Origin of the sequence: Arthrobacter sp. AFG20 (assembly GCF_002892795.1) — a bacterium.
In the GTDB taxonomy this organism is placed as follows: domain Bacteria; phylum Actinomycetota; class Actinomycetes; order Actinomycetales; family Micrococcaceae; genus Arthrobacter.
Genome location: NZ_PJMC01000006.1, coordinates 60,461 through 81,117, shown reverse-complemented (window position 1 = coordinate 81,117; position 20,657 = coordinate 60,461). Strand labels below are relative to the sequence as shown.

The following is a 20,657-nucleotide window of genomic DNA, read 5'->3' as shown; positions in this document are numbered from 1 at the left end:
ACCGGCAGTGGATTTAAAGAGAAAAGCCGCCGGATCACGGTCAGTCTATGATCAGGCGGCTACTTGGTGGAGCTGAGGGGACTCGAACCCCTGACCCCCTGCATGCCATGCAGGTGCGCTACCAGCTGCGCCACAGCCCCAAGCTGTTCCCTCAGGAATCTTTGCGTTTTCCCGAAGCAACCCGACCAGCGTAGTCCAGAAACCGCCAAGATGCGAATCGGCGGCATGTGGCTTCCGTCACGCTCCCCCGGGCACCCAAAGCCCGTCCGGCGCCACTTTAGGGCAAAGAAAAATCCGCCGGAATCTTTCGATTCCGGCGGATCGCCCGGTGGAGCTGAGGGGACTCGAACCCCTGACCCCCTGCATGCCATGCAGGTGCGCTACCAGCTGCGCCACAGCCCCGTATTCTTGCTGCTTCAGGCCCACGTCATGCCTGTGGCATCCGCACTTCTGTCCGGATCTCTCCGAAGCAACTCAAATATCTTAGAACAGCGTTTCCGAAAATTCCAAATCGGGCATATTTGGTCGCGCGCTACTCCTGCTCGGCGGCAGCGGCGGCCTTGGCCGAAGCGTCGTCTCCCAGCTGCAGGTCCACCACCGGGCAGTCCTTCCAGAGACGTTCCAGGGCATAGAAGACACGGTCTTCCTCATGCTGAACGTGGATGACAACATCTGCATAATCCAGCAGGACCCACCGGCCGGCCGAGCGGCCCTCCCGGCGGACCGGGCGGAGGTCCTGCTTGATGAGCTCCTCTTCAATGCCGTCGACAATGGCGTTGACCTGGCGTTCGCTGGGTGCTGAGGCAACGAGGAACACGTCCGCCAAAGCCAGGCGTTCGCTGACGTCGAGGGCGACGATGTTGTGGGCGATCTTGTCCGCCGCGGCCCTGGCTGCGTGCCGGGCTATGGTGACGGACGATTCGGATGCGGTCACGGGACTCCTTGTGGTGATGAAAAGCGTAGGTGGTGGTATTGGCTGAAGTCAGCGTGAAAGGCCGCTGATGATCATGATGATGCCGGCAACGAGGGCGATTGCACCGAGCGCCAGGACGCCAAGCTGAATCAGCCTCAACCGGTTGGCCCGGGCGAGTCCGGCGGTAGCTGCGTCCAGGGGTTCCAGCCCGTAGGCCGATTTGGCAGACACTGGCGGCAGCGCCGTCACGTCTTCGCCGGACTCGTCTGTCCAGGCCGCGTTTTGGCGCGCCCCGGCCGGAGGCGCCGCTGCCGACCGCGCCGCCGCTTCCGCCCGGGCAATGACCCGCGACCGGCCGGTGGACGGCGTGCTTGGGCGGGACGCCTTGGCTGTCCGGTTGCCACGCGCCGGAACCCGCGGACCAGGGTTGGTCACCACGGGAACATGCGAGGTGGCCGGCCGCTTCATGACGGGACGGTCCACACCAGGCACCTGTTCGAATTCCAGCGGCGTCACCATGGCGAGGTTGCTGGCGGTGGACGGACCGTTTTGTCCGCTCTGTTGCGGTGTGTTCTGTTCGGCAAGCTTCTGCTTGGCCATGGCCCGCTTGTTGAGCACAGCGGCCCGTTCGGCCAGGGCAATCTGCTGGGCCAGGATGTCCGGATCCACGGCTTCAGGGTCCGTCGCCGCGATGTGTTCCATCTTGGCGATCTGGTTCTTGGCCTGTTCGGCGAGGAGGGTACGCGCTTCAAGGGCCTGCTCCACGGTCATGCCCCCGGGCAGCTCGTCCCCGGCCGGCGTCGCGGGTCGCGGACCCGGGCCGCTGGAGGGCTGGCCTGCAGGCTTCGACCCGGTGGCTGGAGCGGGTTTGCCGGCCGTACCGGACGAAGAGTCAGACGAAGAAGCGGGCGATTTCCCGCTGGGGGCGCCGCCCTCGGCCGGGGGCACAACGGGCATTGCCGAGGTAACCGCCTGCTCCTTGAGCTGCATCAGCCGCAGCTGGCGGCGCGTCGGCGGGCCGCCACCGGAAAGCTGCTCTTCCTTTTCAGAAAGCTCCTTGATGGTTCGCAGGGCGGCCCTGTCGCGGGCACGGATCTGCGACGAGCGTTCGGCGGCTGAGCCGACTAGCGGGGAATCAGGGCCGGCAGGAGCTGGCGTGCCCGTGCCTGCGGGGGCCGGGCGCTTCGAGGTCGCCGGGTTTGGAGCGGGAGCCTTTGAAGCAGGCGGTTTGGAGGCAGGGGCTGACTCGCCGGCACCCGGGGGCGCGGCGTTCCGGTTCTGGGCCAGGGCTTCATCCCGGGCCTTGCGCAGTTCTCGGCGACTGCGGATCGGTTGCTGTTCCTGACTCATCTCAAACTCATTCAGTGCTGGCTGGATCGTTTGTCTCGGTAGTTTCGGAGCTGCTGTTCCCGGCCGGTGCGGCGTAGAGTCCGTATTTCGCGATGTACTGCACCACTCCATCCGGCACCAGGTACCAGACGGGGTTATGGGCAGCAACGCGGGCGCGGCAGTCTGTTGACGAGATCGCCATGGCGGGGACCTCGAGCAGGCTAACGTCCTTTCGGCCCATGCCGTCGAGCTCATGGCCTGGCCGGGTAACTCCCACGAAGTGGGCCAGCGACCAGAGCTCGTCGATGTTCTTCCACGACAGGATTTGTGCCAGGGCGTCGGCGCCGGTGATGAAGAACAGGTCGGCGTCGGGCCGCTGCGTTCGCAGATCGCGGAGCGTGTCAATGGTGTACGTGGGACCGGGCCGGTCCACGTCGACCCGGCTCACCGTGAAACTCGGGTTGGACGCCGTCGCGATCACCGTCATCAGATAACGGTGCTCGGGTTCGCTGACCTTCTTGCTGGACTTCTGCCACGGTTGGCCGGTGGGGACGAACACGACTTCATCGAGCCCGAACTTGGCGGCCACCTCGCTGGCGGCCACAAGGTGGCCGTGATGGATGGGATCAAACGTCCCGCCCATCACGCCCAGCCGCAACCGGCGCTGCGTATCCTTGTGGTGCAGTGCGGCGGAAATGCTAGTGGCCCTGGCCGTGGTCGTGCTTGTTGGGGTGCTGGCGGTGCGGGTCGGCGTGCTCGTCGACCGCAGAGTGACGCTTGCCCAGGTTGCCGTAGGAGAGGGTAACGAGCATCAGCACCACAAGGATGCCAAACATCGAGATGCCGAAGACCCATGGCTCGGCCAGCAAGGGCGCCCTCTCTTCGTGTTCGGCAACTGACGCGGCAATCTGCTGGAGCAGCATTTTCTCCCCTAGGAATAATAAGGATGACAACGGCGGAGATTCCCGCCGGTCCGGACTTCTTTACTATGTTACCGCTATGTCAGGAGCGGTTTCCGCGATGTTAGCCGCGGACCTGGCCCTCGCCCTGGACAATCCACTTGGTGGTTGTCAGCTCCGTCAGCCCCATCGGGCCTCGGGCGTGAAGCTTTTGCGTGGAGATGCCAACCTCGGCACCCAGCCCCAACTCGCCGCCGTCGGTAAACCTCGTGGAAGCGTTCACGATGACCGCGGCGGAATCGATTTCCGCGATGAAACGCTCAGCGTTTCGCAGGTCGTTCGTGAGAATGGCCTCCGTGTGCCCGGTCGACCACGTGCGGATGTGCTTCACGGCGTCATCCAGGCTGTCTACCATGGCCACGGCCAGGTCCAGGTCCATGTACTCAGTGGCCCAGTCGTCGTCCGTAGCCGGCAGGGACTCCACCGAGGCGGGAAGCGCGGCCCGCACGCGGTCATCGGCGTGCAGCCGGACACCCGCCTTGCTCAGGGCTGCGGCGACCGCCGGCAGAACCGTGGAGCCGGAGTGCACGAGGAGCGTCTCCACCGTGTTGCAGACGCTGGGGCGCTGCGTTTTGGCGTTGAGGAGGATCTCCACCGCCATGTCTTCACTGGCTGACTCATCGATGAAGATGTGAACGTTTCCCTCGCCGGTCTCGATGACCGGCACGGAAGAGTTGTTGACGACGGTCTGGATCAGCTCACGGCCGCCGCGCGGAATCAGCACGTCCACGCGTCCGCGGGCACGCATGAGCACGTTGGCGCCCTCGCGGCCGAACTGGTCCACGGTCTGCACTGCGTCCGCCGGCAGGCCCACCGACTCCAGAGCGTCGCGCAGCACGCGGATGAGGGCTTCGTTGGTGAAGCCTGCTGCCGAACCGCCGCGGAGGATCACGGCGTTGCCGCTCTTGAGCGCCAAACCCGCGATGTCCACGGTCACGTTCGGTCGAGCCTCGTAGATCGCGGCAACCACGCCCATGGGGACGTTGATCTGGCGCAGGCGCAGGCCGTTGGGCAGGGTCTGGCCGCGCACCACATTGCCCACAGGATCGGGAAGACCGGCCAGGTTTTCCAGCGCGGCCGCGAGGGCGGCAATGCGGGTTTCGTTGAGGGTCAGCCGGTCCAGGAGTGCGGCGGACGTACCGTTGGCGCGGCCCGCTTCCACGTCCTTGGTGTTCGCGGCCAGGATCCGCTGCTTGTTCGCAAGCAGGGCGTCCCCGATGGCGCGCAGGGCCTTGTCTTTCCAGGCCCGGTTGGCGCGGCCCATGCTGCGGGCGGCCTGGCGGGAACGGTCGGCGATCGCGTACACGGCGGACTCGATCTCAGCCGGTGTGGGCTGCCTGTCTTCCGGCAGGGTGGGGACCGTCGTAGCGTCGTTGGATGTCTCGGCTGCTTGGTTCATCAGTGCCTCAGTCATCATTCAAGTCTAGGCGAGTCCGGCGCCTAGACCAGAACCAGGTCGTCAACGTGAACAACTTCACGGTCGAAGCCGCGGCCCAGAGCCACGCCCAGCTCCACGGTGGACCGTCCGAGCATCTGCGGCAGTTCGGCCGCGGAGTAGTTCACCAGGCCGCGGGCGATCACCGTGCCATCCAGCGAAACCATTTCAACGGCGTCGCCGCTTTCGAAGTCGCCTTCAACGGCCTTGATTCCGGCGGGCAGCAGCGAGGTGCGGTTGTCCCGCACGGCCCGGACGGCGCCGTCGTCGAGGATCAGCCGCCCCTGCACATGGGCGAGGTGCGCGAGCCACATCATCCGGACGGACTTGCGTCCGCCATTGACGGTAAACCAGGTTCCGACGTCCTCGCCGGCCAGCGCGGAGGCGGCGTTGGCGGTGGACGTGACGAGGGCAGGGATGCCCGAGTCGGCGGCCATCAGGGCCGCCTCCACCTTGGTCTGCATGCCACCGGTGCCCACGCCAGCCTTGCCGGGCTTGCCGATGGAGACGCCGTCGAGGTCCTCCGGACCGTCCACCTGCGGAATCCGCTTGGCGCCCTGGGCGGGTGGACCGTCATACAGGGAGTCGACGTCGGACAGCAGCACCAGTGCATCGGCGCGCACCAGGTGCGCCACGAGCGCTGACAGGCGGTCGTTGTCGCCGAAACGGATCTTGTGGGTGGCGACGGTGTCGTTCTCGTTCACCACAGGCACGATGCCGAGGTTCAGCAGCCGGTTGAGGGCCCGGAACGCATTCTGGTGGTGGCTGCGACGCATGAGGTCATCAGCGGTGAGGAGCACCTGGCTCACGGTGACTCCGTGCGCGGCGAACGCATGGGTATACCGGGCCATCAGGAGCCCCTGCCCCACGCTGGCGGCGGCCTGCTGGGTAGCGAGGTCACGCGGACGCTTCGCCAGGCCGAGCGGCGCGAGACCGGCCGAGATGGCGCCGGAAGACACGAGGATGATCTCGGTGCCCGCATTGCACTTGGCGGCCAGCGCGTCCGAAAGCTCGGTCAGCGCCTCCTCCGATATTCCGCCCTTGATGCTGGTAAGGGACGACGATCCTACTTTGACCACAATGCGGCGCGCCCTGGCGAGCATGCTGCGGTCGTCGGTCTTGGGTTCCTCGATGACAATTGCGGAAGTATCAGTCACGTGTGCGGGTTCACTCCTCATGTTCGGTGTTAAGTCCGCTCTCCTTGAGGGGCCGGGCTACCCGGCGCGCGCTGACCGACTCGGTCCAGATGCCGGCTTTGCGCTCGGCTTCCAGCTCGGCCCGTGCCGCTGCCTTCGCGTCGCGCCGTTCGATCTGTTCTTCGCGCTTCTGGCCCCGGGTGGGACGGTCGCCGATATCGGCGAACCGGACGTCCGTGCCGCGCGGCGAAGCCAGCAGCTCGGCGCCAGCCATCATGGTCGGCTCCCAGTCGAACACCACACCGTCGTCCTCACCGATCACTACGGTGTCGCCGGGCTTGGCGCCCTGCTTGAACAGCTCGGTTTCGACGCCGAGCTTGGCCAGGCGGTCGGCAAGGTAGCCAATGGCTTCCTCGTTGGTGAAGTCCGTCTGCTTGACCCAGCGCACGGGCTTCTCGCCCAATACGCGGAACAGCGGCTCCAGGTTTTTCTCCTCGCGGCGGATCTTGAAGCCGGTCTCGTTGACGGCGCGGGGCCGCAACACCGGTGCGTGCACCTTCGGCGGCGTGGCCTCCACACTGTCCCGGGCGGCCTTGACGATCTCCGCCATGGCGAAGCCCAACTGGCGCAGTCCCTCGTGGCTCGTGGCTGACACTTCGAACACACGGTAGCCGCGCGACTCAAGCTCAGGGCGGACAAATTCTGCCATGTCCTTGCCGTCCGGCAGGTCCACCTTGTTAAGTGCAACCAGCCGGGGGCGGTGGTTGAGCGGGACAACTTCGCCGTTCGAGCCGGCGTAGCTCATGTCCACCGCATATTTTTCGAGCTCGGTTTCGATAATTGCGAGGTCGGAGAGTGGATCTCGGTCAGATTCCAGCGTACCGCAGTCCAAAACGTGCACCAAAGCGGCACAGCGCTCGACGTGGCGGAGGAAGTTGTGGCCCAGGCCCTTGCCTTCACTGGCACCCTCGATGAGACCCGGAACGTCCGCGATGGTGAAACGGACATCACCGGCCTGGACCACGCCAAGGTTGGGGATGAGCGTGGTGAACGGGTAGTCGGCGATCTTCGGGCGTGCCGCGGACATGGCCGCGATCAGGCTGGACTTGCCGGCGGAGGGGAAACCTACCAGGGCAATGTCGGCGATGGACTTCAGCTCCAGGACGATGTCGCTGGATTCACCTTCGATGCCGAGCAGGGCGAAGCCCGGGGCGCGGCGCTTCTGCGAGGACAGCGCGGCGTTACCCAGACCGCCAATCCCGCCGGATGCTGCGACAAATTCGGTGCCCTCCCCCACAAGGTCAGCGAGGACCTTGCCGTCCTTCGTCTTGACGACAGTTCCTTCGGGAACGGGCAGGACCAGAGTTTCGCCGTGCTTTCCGGCGCGCCAGTCACCCATCCCGGGGCCGCCGTTCGTGGCGTGCCGGTGCGGAGCGTGGTGGTAATCCAGCAGCGTGGTGGTCTGCGAGTCGACCCGAAGGATGACGTCGCCGCCGTTGCCGCCATTGCCGCCGTCAGGCCCGCCCAGCGGCTTGAACTTCTCACGGTGGACGGAGACACAGCCGTGGCCGCCGGTACCGCCGGATACGTGCAGTACTACCCGGTCTACAAAGCTCGCCACGTTGAATCTCCTCTGTTGCTGATCAGGCCGTCCTGGACGTCCAAATCGATTGTAATGCGGTTAAAAGAACAGTGGAGCGAGCCATCATGGCCCGCTCCACCGGTTCAGAACTTGTTGTTACTCTGCAGCTGCAGCAGCAACGATGTTGACGACCCGACGGCCGCGGCGAGTGCCGAATTCAACAGCACCTGCCTGCAGTGCGAACAGGGTGTCGTCGCCGCCACGGCCAACGCCCGCACCGGGGTGGAAGTGGGTGCCGCGCTGGCGGACGATGATCTCGCCAGCGGAAACTACCTGGCCGCCGAAGCGCTTGACGCCGAGGTACTGGGCGTTGGAGTCACGACCGTTGCGAGTGGAGCTCGCGCCTTTTTTGTGTGCCATTTGGAATGCCTGCCTTTAATTCTGAGACTGCGGGAAACCTGAACAGTAACCGGTGGGTTAGTTGATGCCGGTGATCTTGACCTTGGTCAGTTCCTGGCGGTGACCCTGGCGCTTCTTGTAACCGGTCTTGTTCTTGAACTTCTGGATGACGATCTTCGGACCACGGAGGTCGTTGAGGATCTCAGCCGTAACAGTTACCTTGGCCAGGTCCGCAGCTGCGGAGGTGACCTTGTCACCGTCTACCAGGAGCAGCGCGGGCAGCTCAATCGTGCTGCCAGCTCCACCGGCGACGCGGTTCAGGGTAACGAAGTCTCCAACGGAAACCTTCTCTTGGCGGCCGCCTGCGCGGACAATCGCGTACACCACTTGGGAACTCACTTCTCTCGACGTTTATTACTAAATTTGCGTGCGGAAGCCGGGTCCGGAATTGGACTGGTTCTCGCTGTGCCTCAACGCCGTGGATTCCCCGGGGGAACCCGTGAGCTATCCCAGGAACATGTCCGAGTGGACGATCCCGGGTCATAACCCAAGTGTTGGCGTAAGCACCGAAGATCTAGAATACGCTAATTCCGTCGTCGGCTGCAAATGAGGCTGGCAGCGGCGGGTTGTCCGTGATAAGCGCCACAGAGGCCGCCGTTCCGGACATCCGATGCCGTGCGCGACTATCTTACCGGGTAGCGGGTCCGCTTCCGCTCAGCTGTGGCGGCTCGGCGCGTCGAAGAATTCCACCTCGTACCGGCAGGACTGCTGGAAAGCGGTGATCATCGCCTCGCACTCCCCCGCTGACGCGGCACGGCCGGCGTCGTCGGCGATTTCGATGGCCCGCAACGTGGCAGCGGCGAAGTCCTCGTCGGCGTACGTCCGCAGCCACTCCGCGTACGGGTGCCCGGCCTGCGCCCCGGCGGCCACGTATTCGGCGTGCAGGGTCTCCCCCACCTCGGCGTACAGCCAGAAGCAAGGCAGGACCGCAGCGACCAGCACCGCGTAGCTGCCGCCCGCCGAAGCCGCCACCAGATGATCGACGTATGCCTTCGTGACCGGGCCAAGCTCCGTCTGCACGGTGCGCGTGCTGAGCCAGTTGCGGTGCAGTTCCGATTCAACTTCCAGGCATTGCTGGGCGGAGCGCGCCCAGAACAGTTGCTCGGACTCGGTTGGCGCTAGCGCGCTGGCCCTGGCCAAGACCCGGGAGTAGCCGTTGAGGTAAATGGCATCCTGGGCCAGGTAGTACGCGAATTCCTTCTCCGTCAGGGTGCCGTCGGCAAGCCCACGGATGAACCCCAGGCCGTAGATATCTTGCAGGTGGGCAACGGTCTCGGCGCGCAGCAGTTCCGCGAACCCGTCCCTGGGCTCGGGCTGGGGTGTCGTTTCCGTCTGGGCCACGTGGTGGAAATGGTTGATCGGTCCGTTGCCTGCGCCGACCTCCAGCTGCCCGGATGTGCGGAGGGCTCCAGCCAGCCAGGGCTTGACCGCCCGCAGTGACGCTTCCCAGTCACCCAGGCGCGCCTGCGCCGTGGCCATGGCCGAGGAGAGCGAGCACCCGGTGCCGTGGCTGTTCCGCGTAGTGATCCGTTCGCCCGCAATCTCCACCACCTCGGCCGAGAGCAGCCCGGCCGTGTTCACGAGCGCGTCCGGGCAGGTTGAGCCGTTCAGGTGCCCGCCTTTGACGAGGACCGTTGTACCGGTCTGGTCAGCGAGCCGCCTGCCCTGCTCAAGGGCGGCCGCCCAGTCCGCGGCCTCCGGCTCTCCGAGCAGCATGGCCAGTTCGGGAAGGTTGGGGGTGACCAGGTGCGCCAGAGGCAGCAGTTTCCGGAGGGCTGCCTCTGCAGACTCCTGGAGGAGTCGGTCACCGCTGGTAGCCACCATCACCGGATCGAGAACCACGACGCCGGGCCTTACCTTTTCGAGCCAGTCACGGACGGCGGAGATAACACGTTCATCGCCCAGCATGCCGATCTTCACGGCATCCACGTGGATGTCGTCGCTGACAGCGTCCAGTTGGGCTGACAGGAAGGAAGCCGGCGGAACGTGCACGCCGCGCACGCCCGTGGTGTTCTGCGCAGTGAGGGCTGTTATTGCGGCCATCCCATAGCCGCCGTGGGCCGCAATGCTTTTCAGATCGGCCTGGATGCCTGCACCGCCGGAGGGATCCGAGCCTGCGATGGCCAGGACCCGGGGCACGTCGCGGGGGGTCTGAATGGCCGGCTCATCGATTTCCAGAAGGGAACTGGCGGCAGCCACAGGTGCGGGCAGGAGTGATGCTGATGACAAGGAAGACATCCCTTCGCCGGTGCTAACCGGACAGGTTCAACGGGTTTGGATCTCAGCCGGCCCATGCGCGGCACCCCGTGTCAGTCCTCCAGCCTAGCCGTTCGTTCGGCGCCCGGCGCCAAATTTGGCGTTTGCGACAGGCTTCCGCGGGCCCTGTTGTCCCCCGCCCTTTCCCTTTGCCTTCTGCGCCCTTTGCCTTCTGCCCTTGCAGGCCGACGAATGCCCGGAACCAGAAAGGTCCGGCACCGCAGCCGCGGTGCCGGACCTTTTATTGGCGGGCCCGGAGGTCAGCCACCCCAGAATCCGGGCAGCTCAGGGTCCGCTAGTCCTACAGTTCTGAGGCGGGCACCCCGACCCCCAGAATGATCGGTTCGCTGGCCGGCTGCCGGGTAACCTTAGGCGCTTCCTGCGCATTGCCCGTTTCCGGCGCCTTGGCCGCGTGCGAGTGCCCGGCGGCTGCAGCCGGAGAAACCTCGTGGTGTTCCACGGATGTCTCGTTGGCTGCACCCTGGGCGCGGCTGGCACTGCGGTTGCGGCGCGGACGGCGGCTGCGGGACGGTGCTGCGGGGCTTTCCACCGGCTGCCGTGCCGCGGGCTGACCCGCGGGCTGGCTTTCCGGGCGGGCCGGCACGGCAGCCTCGTCCTTGGCCTCCTCCTCTTCGGCAGGGGCAAGCGGAGCACCGAGGTGCGCGAAGGCTTCCTCCAGGCGGTCCAGCGTCAGGGCCGGCGTTTCCTTGACCGGTTCCTCGCTGTGATCGACGAACGGAAGAACCACTTTCTCCCCGCCGAAGGTGAGCACTGCGCCGGGCCGTCCGGAGACGCTTTCCGTCTCCGGAGCGCGGTGCACCACGGGGCTTTCCGGCGCGGCGGCAGCGGGTGCGGCGGGCCGGGCGGACTCGCCCGACGCTGCGGCACTGTGCGCTGCTTCTTCCTCATGCACGTGCGCGGCGTGGGCCGCTGCGGCGATGTTGGCGAGGGCAGCGCGGGTCGCTTCAGCCTTGGCGTGGCGCTCCGCGTCCGACGGTTCGGGGTGGTGCAGCGCGGCGGGGGCGGCCGGGATCGCCTCGGAGGACGGCTGTCCGCCCTTGCCGCGGCGGCGCTTCCGCTCTGACCGGGCAGGGGGCTGGACCTCGGCACGGTGCACGTGGTGCTCCGCGGCCACGGTGTTGGCGCGGCGGTGCTCCACCGGCTCGTCATGGGTTACGATGCCCCGGCCCGCACATGCCTCGCACTGCTCGCCGAAGACTTCCAGAAGGCCGGTGCCCATGCGCTTGCGCGTCATCTGCACGAGTCCCAGGGAGGTCACTTCGGCCACCTGGTGCTTGGTCCGGTCGCGGCCCAGGCATTCCACCAGACGGCGGAGGACCAGGTCGCGGTTGGACTCCAGCACCATGTCAATGAAGTCGATGACGATGATGCCGCCGATGTCGCGCAGCCGCAGCTGGCGGACAACTTCCTCGGCAGCCTCAAGGTTGTTCTTGGTGACGGTCTCTTCAAGGTTGCCGCCGCTGCCGGTGAATTTGCCGGTGTTGACGTCAACCACCGTCATGGCCTCGGTCCGGTCAATGACCAGTGAGCCACCGGACGGCAGGAATACCTTACGGTCGAGAGCCTTGTGAATCTGCTCGTCGATGCGCCAGGCGGAGAAGATGTCCTCGTCCTTGGTCCATTTTTCGAGCCGGCCCACCAGGTCCGGGGCAACGTAGGTGACGTATGCCTCGATGGTGTCCCACGCTTCGTCGCCGGAGACGATCAGCTTGGAGAAGTCCTCATTGAAGACGTCGCGCACAACCTTGATGGTCAGGTCCGGTTCGCCGTAGAGGAGTTCGGGGGCGAGGACCTTGGTGGACTTCGCCTGGCTCTCGATCCCCTCCCACTGGGCACGCAGGCGGTTGATGTCGTGGGTCAGTTCCTCCTCGGAGGCCCCCTCGGCGGCCGTGCGCACAATGACGCCGGCGTCCTCGGGGAGGCGGTCCTTGAGGATTCGCTTCAGGCGGTTGCGTTCGACGTCGGGCAGCTTGCGGGAGATGCCGGTCATGGACCCGCCGGGGACGTACACGAGGTAACGGCCGGGCAGGGAGATCTGGCTGGTCAGCCGCGCACCCTTGTGGCCCACCGGATCCTTGGTGACCTGGACCAGGACGGAGTCGCCGGACTTCAGCGCGTTCTCGATGCGGCGCTGCTTGCCTTCAAGGTTGACGGCTTCCCAGTTCACTTCGCCGGCGTACAGCACGGCGTTGCGGCCGCGCCCGATGTCCACGAAGGCAGCTTCCATGGACGGCAGAACGTTCTGGACCTTGCCCAGGTAGACGTTGCCGATCAGGGAGTCCTGCTGCGTCTTGGAGACGAAATGTTCTGCCAGGACGCCGTCTTCCAGGACACCGATCTGGATTCTGTCGTCGCGCTGGCGCACGATCATCTGGCGGTCCACGGATTCCCGGCGGGCCAGGAACTCAGCCTCGGTGATCACCGTGCGGCGGCGGCCGGTGTCCCGCGATTCGCGGCGGCGCTGCTTCTTGGCTTCCAGGCGGGTGGAGCCCTTGACGCTGGTGACGCGGTTGCTCGCCGGGGCTTCGCTGATGGTCCGGGGGGCGCGGACGCGGGTGACCGTGTTGGGGGGATCGTCTTCTCCGCCGCCGGTCAGTTCCAGATCCTGGTCGCCGCGGCGGCGGCGACGGCGACGGCGGGACGTCACGCCATCTTCGAGCGGCGCACCGTCGTCTTCGCCGGCCTCGTCAGAAAGTTCAGTGCCTTCATCGCCGTCGGTGACTTCACGGTCGGTCCGGCTGCGGCCGCGGCGTCCGCGGCTGCGCCGCCGGCGCCGACTGCCGTCGTCGTCCTCCAGCTCGTCCTCGCCGTCCTCGGCGGCCGCTTCCTCTTTCGCCGCGGAAGCCACAGGTCGGGCCACCGTGTTCAGGTCAGGGGCCTGGAAGATAATCGACGTCACGGACGACGGTTCCAGGAAAAGCGAGCCCAGAGGCGACTGCGCTGCGGCCTCTTCCTCGGCCTCTTCCTCGACAGCGGCTTCCTGTGCAGCCGCCGGCGCGGCAGGGGCTGCGTCGGCTGGCGCTGCCTGCATATCAGGGGTGCCGATGGCAGCGGCGGGCTCTTCAGCCTGTCCGCCTGAAGGCGCCTCAGCCGCTGTTCCGGTAGCGGCCGCAGCGGGTGACTCGGCAGATTGCGCTGACTCAGCGGGACTTTCGGCCAAGTCCGTGGCCTTGGGCTTTGTTGCCCGGCGGCGGCGCGCAGGCTTGGACTCGGCGGCCGGCTCTGCATCCGCCGGCTCATTGGTGGCCGGAACGGCCGCAGCCTCGACTGCCGGCTCCGTGGCGGCTACCTGCGCGCCAGCTTCCTGCACATCAACTTCGGCCCCGGCAGCTTCGGCGAACGCGGGCAGCGGTTCTTCGTCGACCTTCTTCCGGGCGCGGGTCCGGCGGACCGGGGTCTTGGCCGGGGCTTCTGCGGCCTCTCCGACAGCCGACTCCGGCATTGCAGTTTCCGGCATTGCAGTTTCCGGTGCTGTGCCTTCAGCCGTCAGGCTCTCCGGAGCGGCCTTGGGCGTCGCCTTACGGCGGGTCCGGGTGGCTTTCTTGGGGGCCTCAGCGGCGGCTTCGCCGGTGGCAGCCGGTTCTTCGTTGACGGCTATAACTTGGTCATTATCCATATGTGGCAACACTCCTGCCCCTGACATGCCGCCACATTCGGCACCCATTGGGGCACATATTGTCAAAACCCGCAGGCATTGACAGAAGTCAATTGGATACCAGCAGGCTCGCACCGGCAGTGGGGTGCGGCAGGCCTGACAGGCCGGCGGGATTGTTACTGGAACCCGTTGTTTCTAACAACCACAACCAGGTGCCGTCCAATGGAAGGTGGGGGGCTGGATCTTCTTTCCAAAGCCTGCACCACTGCTCATTGGCGGTCTTGGGAACAAGCCACCGGACTGGAGTTCGAATGTGGTTCGCGCTCCAGCCACGTTTATTCTCTCATATTGCTGTTCAAATACGCCGTAATTGTGTGACAGAGCCGGTCAATGCCGCGATTGGCTACAGGTACAGCCTGCGTCAAGCCGGCGGCGATACAATCTGGGCAGGAGCACCCCAGACAAAGGACGCCATCCCATGCCACGCACTTCGCCTTCCCCCGGCACCGACTACGAACAGGACCAGCAGGACGGTGCCCGGGCCGCCGCGGCTTCGGCCGGTGCCGCAGTACCGGCCATGACGCGCGACCGCCCCTTCGGCTGGCTGCTGGTCATCACCGGCGTTGTGGGCTGGCTGGCATCCGGCATTCTGGTGCTGGAAAAGCTTGAGGTCCTCAAAGATCCCAACCATGCCACCGTGTGCGACGTAAACCCCTGGATTTCCTGCGGGCAGGTCATGCAGACGTGGCAGAGTTCGGTCTTCGGCTTCCCGAACATGTTCATCGGAATTGTCGCCTTCGCCATCACGGCCACAGTGGGAACGGCGCTGCTTGCCGGCGCCCGGTTCGCGCACTGGTACTGGCTCGGGCTGCAGGCCGGCATCACCCTCGGCTTCATCTTCGTGGTGTGGCTGTGGTCGCAGGCGCTGTACTCCATCCACATCCTGTGCCCGTTCTGCATGGTGGTCTGGGCTGCGATGATCCCGCTCTTCGTCTGGGTCACCGTGCGGAACGTGGTCCATGGCGTGATCCCGGCACCGGCAGGCCTGGCCCGCATCCTGGGCGATTCCGGCTGGATCATCACGGCGCTGCTCTACGTAGCCGTGGTTGCCACGATCTTCTTCGCGTTCATCCAGGTGTTCGCCGGCACGTCAGGCTTCTAGCAGCTCGAACTTCTAACAGCGCGAACGTACACTTAAGCCCCGCTCGTTTGCGCGAACGAACAGTTGTGGCCCCCCACTCCGAGGAGTGAGGGGCCACAACTGTACGTTCGCGCCTAGCCTGCCGGCGCGGTTAGCCTGCCGGGAGGGTCAGGCCTGGAACCAGATCTTGATTTCGCGCTCCGCCGAGTCCACCGAGTCCGAGCCGTGGACGAGGTTCTGCTGGACCTTCAGGCCCCAGTCGCGGCCGAAGTCGCCGCGGATGGTGCCGGGGGCCGCCGTCGTCGGGTCCGTGGTGCCGGCCAGCGACCGGAAGCCCTCGATCACGCGGTGGCCCTCGAAGATCGCCGCCACCACGGGGCCGCTGAGCATGAACTCCACGAGCGGCTCGTAGAACGGCTTGCCCACGTGCTCCTCGTAGTGCTGCTCGAGCAGTTCCCGGCTGGCGTTGGTCTTCTTGAGTTCGGCCAGGGTGTAGCCCTTGGCTTCGATCCTTTTGAGGATTTCACCGGTCAGGTTGCGGGTGACGCCGTCCGGCTTGATCAGGACAAGGGTGCGCTCAATGCTCACAGTTGCTCCAATGAGGTTGGTTGTGGGTTTCGACGGTAAGTCTACGGGGTCTGGGCAGTGCCTTCATTGCCGGCGGCCTCCGGGTGCGCGGCATCCCATTCCGCCTGCTCGCGGTCCCGCTTGGCAGATTCACGGTCAATCCGGATGCCGGCACGGATGCCGTACCACCAGGCAACGGCGAAGAGCGCGCCCACGAGGAACATCAGGGGTTCCGCGAAGCCGCTCAGGATGAGCACCAGCTGCAGGATCCAGCCCAGCGCCACGCCCCACGGTTTGGACAGGACGGCGCAGGCCAGGATCAGGACCACGCTCAGTCCGATGCCCACTGAGAGGATCAGCGCCGGGGAGATCTCGGCGCGGCGCAGGCCGAACACCGCCAGCGTGGCAAAGAAGACCACGAAGGCTTCCAGCAGCAGGACCGTAGAGGCGAACATGACCTTGGTGGACCGCCGCTTCTTGGGCATGCCCGGGCGCCATTCACGCTGGGCCTTGGTCAGCCGGGCCATCAGGCGGTTGCCTTGCCAAGCAGGATGCGGGCGTCCGCCACCAGCGTGATGGAGCCGGTCACCAGTACGCCGCCAGCGAGGTCGTCGTTCGCTTCGGCGCGTTCAACAGCCCACTCCAGCGCATCGTCCAGCTTTTCGGCGATGTGCACGTTTTCCTCGCCAAAGCCGAGGTCGACGGCGAGCTCCGCCAGTTCCGCTGCAGGCACTGCCCGCGGGGAGTTGGACTGGGTGAAGCAGAACTCCTCCGCGAGGCCGCCCAGGGATTCCTTGAGCTGGCGCAGGATCTCCTCGGCGTCCTTTTCCTTGAGCACGCCAACGACGGTCACCAGCTTGCTGAAGCTGAAGGCCTCCTGGATCGCCTCGGCGGACGCCCGGATGCCATCCGGGTTGTGGGCAGCGTCCACGATGATGGTGGGGGCTGTGCGCATAACTTCCAGACGCCCCGGGGACGAGACGGTGGCGAAGGCCTCCTGCAGGACCTCCAGGGACAGCTCCTTTTCCCCGCCCCCAAGGAACGCCTCCAGGGCGGCCACGGCCACGGCGGCGTTCTCGGCCTGGTGGGCACCGTGCAGCGGGATCATGAGGTCCGGGTAGCGTCCGGCGAGGCCCTGGACGGTCACCACCTGACCGCCGACGGCGACCTGCCGGGATTCGACGCCGAATTCCACGCCTTCGAAGCGGAACGGCACCTGCACCTCCTTGGCCTTCTCCAGCAGGACCTGCGCGGCATCCAGCGGCTGGACTGCGCTGACAAGGAAGCCGCCGGGCTTGATGATGCCGGCTTTCTCGTAGGCAATGTCCTCGGTGGTGTCGCCCAGCAGGTCGGTGTGGTCGAGGGAGATGGGAGTCACCACGGACACCTGGCCGTCGCCCACGTTGGTGGCGTCGGTGATGCCGCCGAGGCCCACCTCCATGATGGCCACGTTGACCGGCTGGTCGGCGAACACGGCGAAGGCCAGGATGGTCAGGCACTCGAAGTACGTCAGCCGGGGCTGGCCCTCGGCGGTGAGTTCGTCGTCGACGATCTGCAGGTACGGCCGGATCTCGTCCCAGATGCGCACGAACGTCTCGTCGGAGACGGGCTCGCCGTCCAGGCTGATCCGCTCCGTGACCTTGGACAGGTGCGGGCTGGTGTAGCGACCGGTGCTGAGGCCGTGGGCGCGCAGGCCGGCCTCGATCATCCGGGCCGTGGACGTTTTGCCGTTGGTCCCGGTGATGTGGATGATCGGGTAGGCCTTGTTCGGCTCGCCCAGCACATCCATGGCGCGGAACAGCGGCGCAAGCCGGGGCTCCATCTTGTTTTCCGGCGCCCGGCCCAGCAGCTCGGCGTAGACGCTCTCCACGGAGAATTCGTCGGTCATTGCTCAGGCCCCCACTTTTTCGACAGTGATCTGCAGCCCGGTGTCGTCGCCGCTGGAGTACAAGCCAAGTTCCACGGTGAGCGTCTCGGTGACCACAAGGTTTTCGTGCGCTTTCACGGCCTCGACAACATCCATCGACGCCGTGACGCTGGTCCGGATCCGGTCGCTGACGTTCAGCCCGGCGTCCTTGCGCGCCTGCTGGATGGCACGGACCATGTCACGGGCCAGGCCTTCGGCCTCAAGCTCCGGGGTGACCTCGGTGTTGAGCACGACGAAACCTCCGCCCGGCAGAACTGCGACGGAAGCCGAACCGCCTTCGGACTCGGCCACCACCGTCTCCAGCGTGTATTCCTGCGGTTCCAGCTCAAGGCCGCCCGCGGTGACCACGCCGGCGTCGGAGACTGACCAGTCGCCGGACTTGGAGCCCTTGATGGCCAGCTGCACGTTCTTGCCGAGGCGCGGACCCGCGGCCCGGGCGTTGACCACGAGTTTCTGCTCGATGCCGAACTCCTCCGGGGAGGCAGAGGCGGCGTCCAGCAGGCGGACCGAGCGCAGGTTCAGTTCGTCGGCGACGACGGCGGCAAAGCCTTCCAGCGTATCTGCACCGGGTGCCACGACAGTGAGTTCCTGCAGCGGCAGGCGCACGCGCAGGTTGGCGGCCTTCCGCAGCGAGGAGCCGGTGGAGCAGATCTGCTGCACGCGGTCCATCGCCTCGACCAGGGCTGCGTTGGACGGGAACAGCTCCGGGTCCGGCCAGTCGGCGAGGTGCACGGAGCGGCCGCCGGTCAGGCCGCGCCAGATCTCCTCGGAGACGAGCGGCAACAGCGGGGCGGCCACGCGGCACACGGCCTCGAGGGCGGTGTACAGGGCGTCGAAGGCGTCGGCGTTCTCGTCGAAGAAGCGCTGGCGGCTGCGGCGGACGTACCAGTTGGTGAGCATGTCCAGGTAGCTGCGGAGTTCATCGCAGGCGCCGGAGATGTCATAGGTGTCCAGCTGGGCGGTCATGTTCCGGACGAGGTCGCCGGTGTTGGCCAGCAGGTACTGGTCCAGCGTGTCCATGTAGCCGTCGTACCGCAGTTGCGCGTCGTACCCGTTGCCGCCCTTCGCGGCATTCGTGTACAGCGTGAAGAAGCTGTACACGTTCCAGAGAGGCAGGATGACCTGGCGCACGCCGTCGCGGATGCCTTGTTCGGTGACCACGAGGTTGCCGCCGCGCAGGATGGGGCTGGACATGAGGAACCAGCGCATGGCGTCGGAGCCGTCGCGGTCCAGCACCTCGGAGACATCCGGGTAGTTGCGCAGGCTCTTGGACATCTTCTGGCCGTCGGAGCCCAGCACGATGCCGTGGCTGATGACGTTACGGAAGGCCGGGCGGTCAAACAGCGCGGTGGACAGGATGTGCAGCATGTAGAACCAGCCGCGGGTCTGTCCGATGTACTCCACGATGAAGTCAGCCGGGTTGTGGGTGTCGAACCAGGCCTCGTTCTCGAACGGGTAGTGCACCTGGCCGTAGGGCATGGAGCCGGAGTCGAACCAGACGTCCAGCACGTCCTCCACGCGGCGCATGACGGACTGGCCTTCTTCGGGGGTGCGGGGGTCGTCCGGGTTGGGCCGGGTCAGCTCGTCGATGAACGGCCGGTGCAGGTCCACCTGGCCGTCCTTGTTCAGCGGCAGCCGGCCGAAGTCGGCCTCGATTTCCGCGAGGGAGCCGTACACGTCCGTGCGCGGGTACTCGGGGTCGCTGGACTGCCATACCGGGATGGGGCTGCCCCAGTAGCGGTTGCGGCTGATGGACCAGTCCCGGGCGTTGGCCAGCCACTTGCCGAACTGGCCGTCCTTGACGTTGCCGGGGATCCAGTTGATCTCCTGGTTCAGCTCGGACATCCGGTCGCGGAACTTGGTGACCTCCACGTACCAGGAGGAGACGGCGCGGTAGATCAGGGGGTTGCGGCAGCGCCAGCAGTGCGGGTAGCTGTGCTCGTAGCTGGCCTGGCGGACCAGGCGGCCCTGGGCCCGGAGCACCTGGGTGATGGGCTTGTTGGCTTCGAAGACCTGCAGCCCGACGATGTCGTGCAGGTCGCCGTGGGCGAAGAGGTGCAGGAACTTGGCGCCCTCGTCCACGGACAGGACCACGGGGATGCCGGCTTCCTCACACACCTTCTGGTCGTCCTCGCCGTAGGCCGGGGCCTGGTGGACGATGCCGGTGCCGTCGGTGGTGGTGACGTAGTCCGCCACGAGGAACTGCCAGGCGTTCTGGGTGCCGTACTTTTCCGTGTCGGCGAAGTCGTGCCAGAGCGGCTCGTAGGTGAGTCCTTCGAGCTCGGCGCCCGTGTGGGTGGAGACCACGGCGGCGGTTGCCGCGGCGGCGTCCTCGTACCCCAGGTCCTTCGCGTAGCTGCCCAGCAGGTCCTCGGCCAGCAGGAAGCTGCCGGTGACGGGCGACTCCGCCGAGGCAGCCTTGACGCCGGTCGGTCCGGCGGGCAGCACGGCGTAGCTGATGGAAGGCCCGACGGCGAGCGCCAGGTTGGTGGGCAGCGTCCAGGGCGTGGTGGTCCAGGCGAGCGCCTGCACACCGGCCAACTGCTTCGACAGTTCCGACTCCCCCGCCTTGACGGGGAACGTCACCGTGACGGTCTGGTCCTGGCGGTTCTTGTAGACGTCGTCGTCCATGCGCAGCTCATGGTTGGACAGCGGCGTCTCGTCCTTCCAGCAGTACGGCAGCACGCGGTAGCCGTTGTAGGTCAGGCCCTTCTCGTGCAGCTGCTTGAACGCCCAGAGCACGGACTCCATGTACTCGACGTTGAGCGTCTTGTAGTCGTTGTCGAAGTCCACCCAGCGGGCCTGGCGGGTGACGTACGCCTGCCACTCGTTGGCGTACTTCATCACGGAGGCGCGGCAGGCGTCGTTGAACTTGTCGATGCCCATGGCCTCGATCTGGGTCTTGTCCGTCATGCCCAGCTGCTTCATGGCTTCCAGCTCGGCGGGAAGGCCGTGGGTGTCCCAGCCGAAGCGGCGCTCCACTCGCTTGCCGCGCTGGGTCTGGTAGCGGCCCACGAGGTCCTTGGCGTAGCCGGTCAGCAGGTGGCCGTAGTGCGGCAGGCCGTTGGCGAAGGGCGGGCCGTCGTAGAAGACGAATTCGTTGCTGCCGGGGGCGCCGCCGGGAAGGTCGGCGCTGCGCTGGTCGATGCTTGCCTGGAAAGTGCCGTCCTGGTCCCAGTATTTGAGGATCCGCTCTTCGATCTCCGGGAACTTCACGGAGGCGGACACTCCTGCAGAGGAGCCCGGACCGGACGGGGCTGCTGAGGCCTTGGGGTAATACGTCATTTCGACATCCTGGGTTGAGCTGGTGAACAAATTCAGGATGCGAGGACGGCGC

At 66.1% G+C, this 20,657-nt stretch carries 16 protein-coding genes, 2 tRNA genes and 1 riboswitch; of the genes, 1 reads left to right on the top strand and 17 read right to left on the bottom strand.

Annotation, left to right across the window (positions count from 1 at the left end; translation table 11 throughout):
* Positions 1-64: 64 nt before the first annotated feature.
* The 13 genes from CXZ05_RS09100 to CXZ05_RS09040 form a co-directional block, all read right to left on the bottom strand.
* Positions 65-140 (bottom strand) — tRNA-Ala (locus CXZ05_RS09100).
* 189 nt (positions 141-329) lie between these two features.
* Positions 330-402 (bottom strand) — tRNA-Ala (locus tag CXZ05_RS09095).
* A gap of 130 nt (positions 403-532) precedes the next feature.
* Positions 533-934: a ribosome silencing factor gene (rsfS, locus tag CXZ05_RS09090; protein ID WP_102972285.1), complete on the bottom strand. Its 402-nt coding sequence runs from the start codon at positions 932-934 to the stop codon at positions 533-535.
* Between the two features lie 48 nt (positions 935-982).
* Positions 983-2,263 carry a hypothetical protein gene (locus tag CXZ05_RS09085; RefSeq protein WP_102972284.1) on the bottom strand — a complete coding sequence of 427 codons (1,281 nt, stop codon included), beginning with the start codon at positions 2,261-2,263 and terminating at the stop codon, positions 983-985.
* Positions 2,264-2,270: 7 nt separating this feature from the next.
* Complete coding sequence (gene nadD, locus CXZ05_RS09080) at positions 2,271-2,900, bottom strand: nicotinate-nucleotide adenylyltransferase (protein ID WP_258006512.1); 630 nt, start codon at positions 2,898-2,900, stop codon at positions 2,271-2,273.
* A gap of 40 nt (positions 2,901-2,940) precedes the next feature.
* The gene (locus tag CXZ05_RS09075) at positions 2,941-3,165 is read right to left on the bottom strand and encodes a hypothetical protein (protein ID WP_102972282.1); all 225 of its coding nucleotides are present in this window, start codon (positions 3,163-3,165) and stop codon (positions 2,941-2,943) included.
* A gap of 100 nt (positions 3,166-3,265) precedes the next feature.
* A complete protein-coding gene (locus CXZ05_RS09070) occupies positions 3,266-4,615 on the bottom strand; it encodes a glutamate-5-semialdehyde dehydrogenase (protein WP_102972281.1) in 1,350 nt (449 codons plus the stop codon).
* Between the two features lie 26 nt (positions 4,616-4,641).
* A complete protein-coding gene (gene proB, locus CXZ05_RS09065) occupies positions 4,642-5,739 on the bottom strand; it encodes a glutamate 5-kinase (protein ID WP_102972412.1) in 1,098 nt (365 codons plus the stop codon).
* Between the two features lie 64 nt (positions 5,740-5,803).
* Positions 5,804-7,393, bottom strand: coding sequence for a GTPase ObgE (gene obgE, locus CXZ05_RS09060; RefSeq protein WP_102972280.1), 1,590 nt, complete (start codon positions 7,391-7,393; stop codon positions 5,804-5,806).
* A 117-nt stretch (positions 7,394-7,510) separates the two neighbouring features.
* Positions 7,511-7,774: a 50S ribosomal protein L27 gene (gene rpmA / locus CXZ05_RS09055; protein WP_003803426.1), complete on the bottom strand. Its 264-nt coding sequence runs from the start codon at positions 7,772-7,774 to the stop codon at positions 7,511-7,513.
* Between the two features lie 57 nt (positions 7,775-7,831).
* Positions 7,832-8,140, bottom strand: a complete 309-nt coding sequence (gene rplU / locus CXZ05_RS09050; protein ID WP_102972279.1) for a 50S ribosomal protein L21 — start codon at positions 8,138-8,140, stop codon at positions 7,832-7,834.
* Between the two features lie 327 nt (positions 8,141-8,467).
* Positions 8,468-10,051, bottom strand: coding sequence for a bifunctional hydroxymethylpyrimidine kinase/phosphomethylpyrimidine kinase (locus CXZ05_RS09045; protein ID WP_180987332.1), 1,584 nt, complete (start codon positions 10,049-10,051; stop codon positions 8,468-8,470).
* Positions 10,034-10,130, bottom strand: a riboswitch (TPP riboswitch). Its footprint overlaps the gene before it by 18 nt.
* Before the next feature lie 240 nt (positions 10,131-10,370).
* Positions 10,371-13,706, bottom strand: coding sequence for an Rne/Rng family ribonuclease (locus CXZ05_RS09040; protein WP_102972278.1), 3,336 nt, complete (start codon positions 13,704-13,706; stop codon positions 10,371-10,373).
* A gap of 457 nt (positions 13,707-14,163) precedes the next feature.
* Here CXZ05_RS09040 and CXZ05_RS09035 point away from each other — a divergent pair, with 457 nt between their 5' ends.
* A complete protein-coding gene (locus CXZ05_RS09035) occupies positions 14,164-14,847 on the top strand; it encodes a vitamin K epoxide reductase family protein (RefSeq protein ID WP_102972277.1) in 684 nt (227 codons plus the stop codon).
* 147 nt (positions 14,848-14,994) lie between these two features.
* Here CXZ05_RS09035 and ndk read toward each other — a convergent pair whose 3' ends face one another.
* The 4 genes from ndk to ileS are packed head-to-tail and all read right to left on the bottom strand — an operon-like array spanning position 14,995 to position 20,605.
* Complete coding sequence (gene ndk / locus CXZ05_RS09030) at positions 14,995-15,414, bottom strand: nucleoside-diphosphate kinase (RefSeq protein ID WP_003803412.1); 420 nt, start codon at positions 15,412-15,414, stop codon at positions 14,995-14,997.
* 41 nt (positions 15,415-15,455) lie between these two features.
* Positions 15,456-15,920, bottom strand: coding sequence for a DUF4233 domain-containing protein (locus tag CXZ05_RS09025; RefSeq protein ID WP_102972276.1), 465 nt, complete (start codon positions 15,918-15,920; stop codon positions 15,456-15,458).
* Positions 15,920-17,281: a folylpolyglutamate synthase/dihydrofolate synthase family protein gene (locus CXZ05_RS09020; RefSeq protein ID WP_102972275.1), complete on the bottom strand. Its 1,362-nt coding sequence runs from the start codon at positions 17,279-17,281 to the stop codon at positions 15,920-15,922. Before CXZ05_RS09020 ends, CXZ05_RS09025 begins: the two co-directional genes overlap by 1 nt.
* 3 nt (positions 17,282-17,284) lie before the next feature.
* Entirely contained in the window at positions 17,285-20,605 is a 3,321-nt protein-coding gene (gene ileS, locus CXZ05_RS09015; protein ID WP_102972274.1) for an isoleucine--tRNA ligase, read from the bottom strand.
* Positions 20,606-20,657 lie beyond the last annotated feature (52 nt).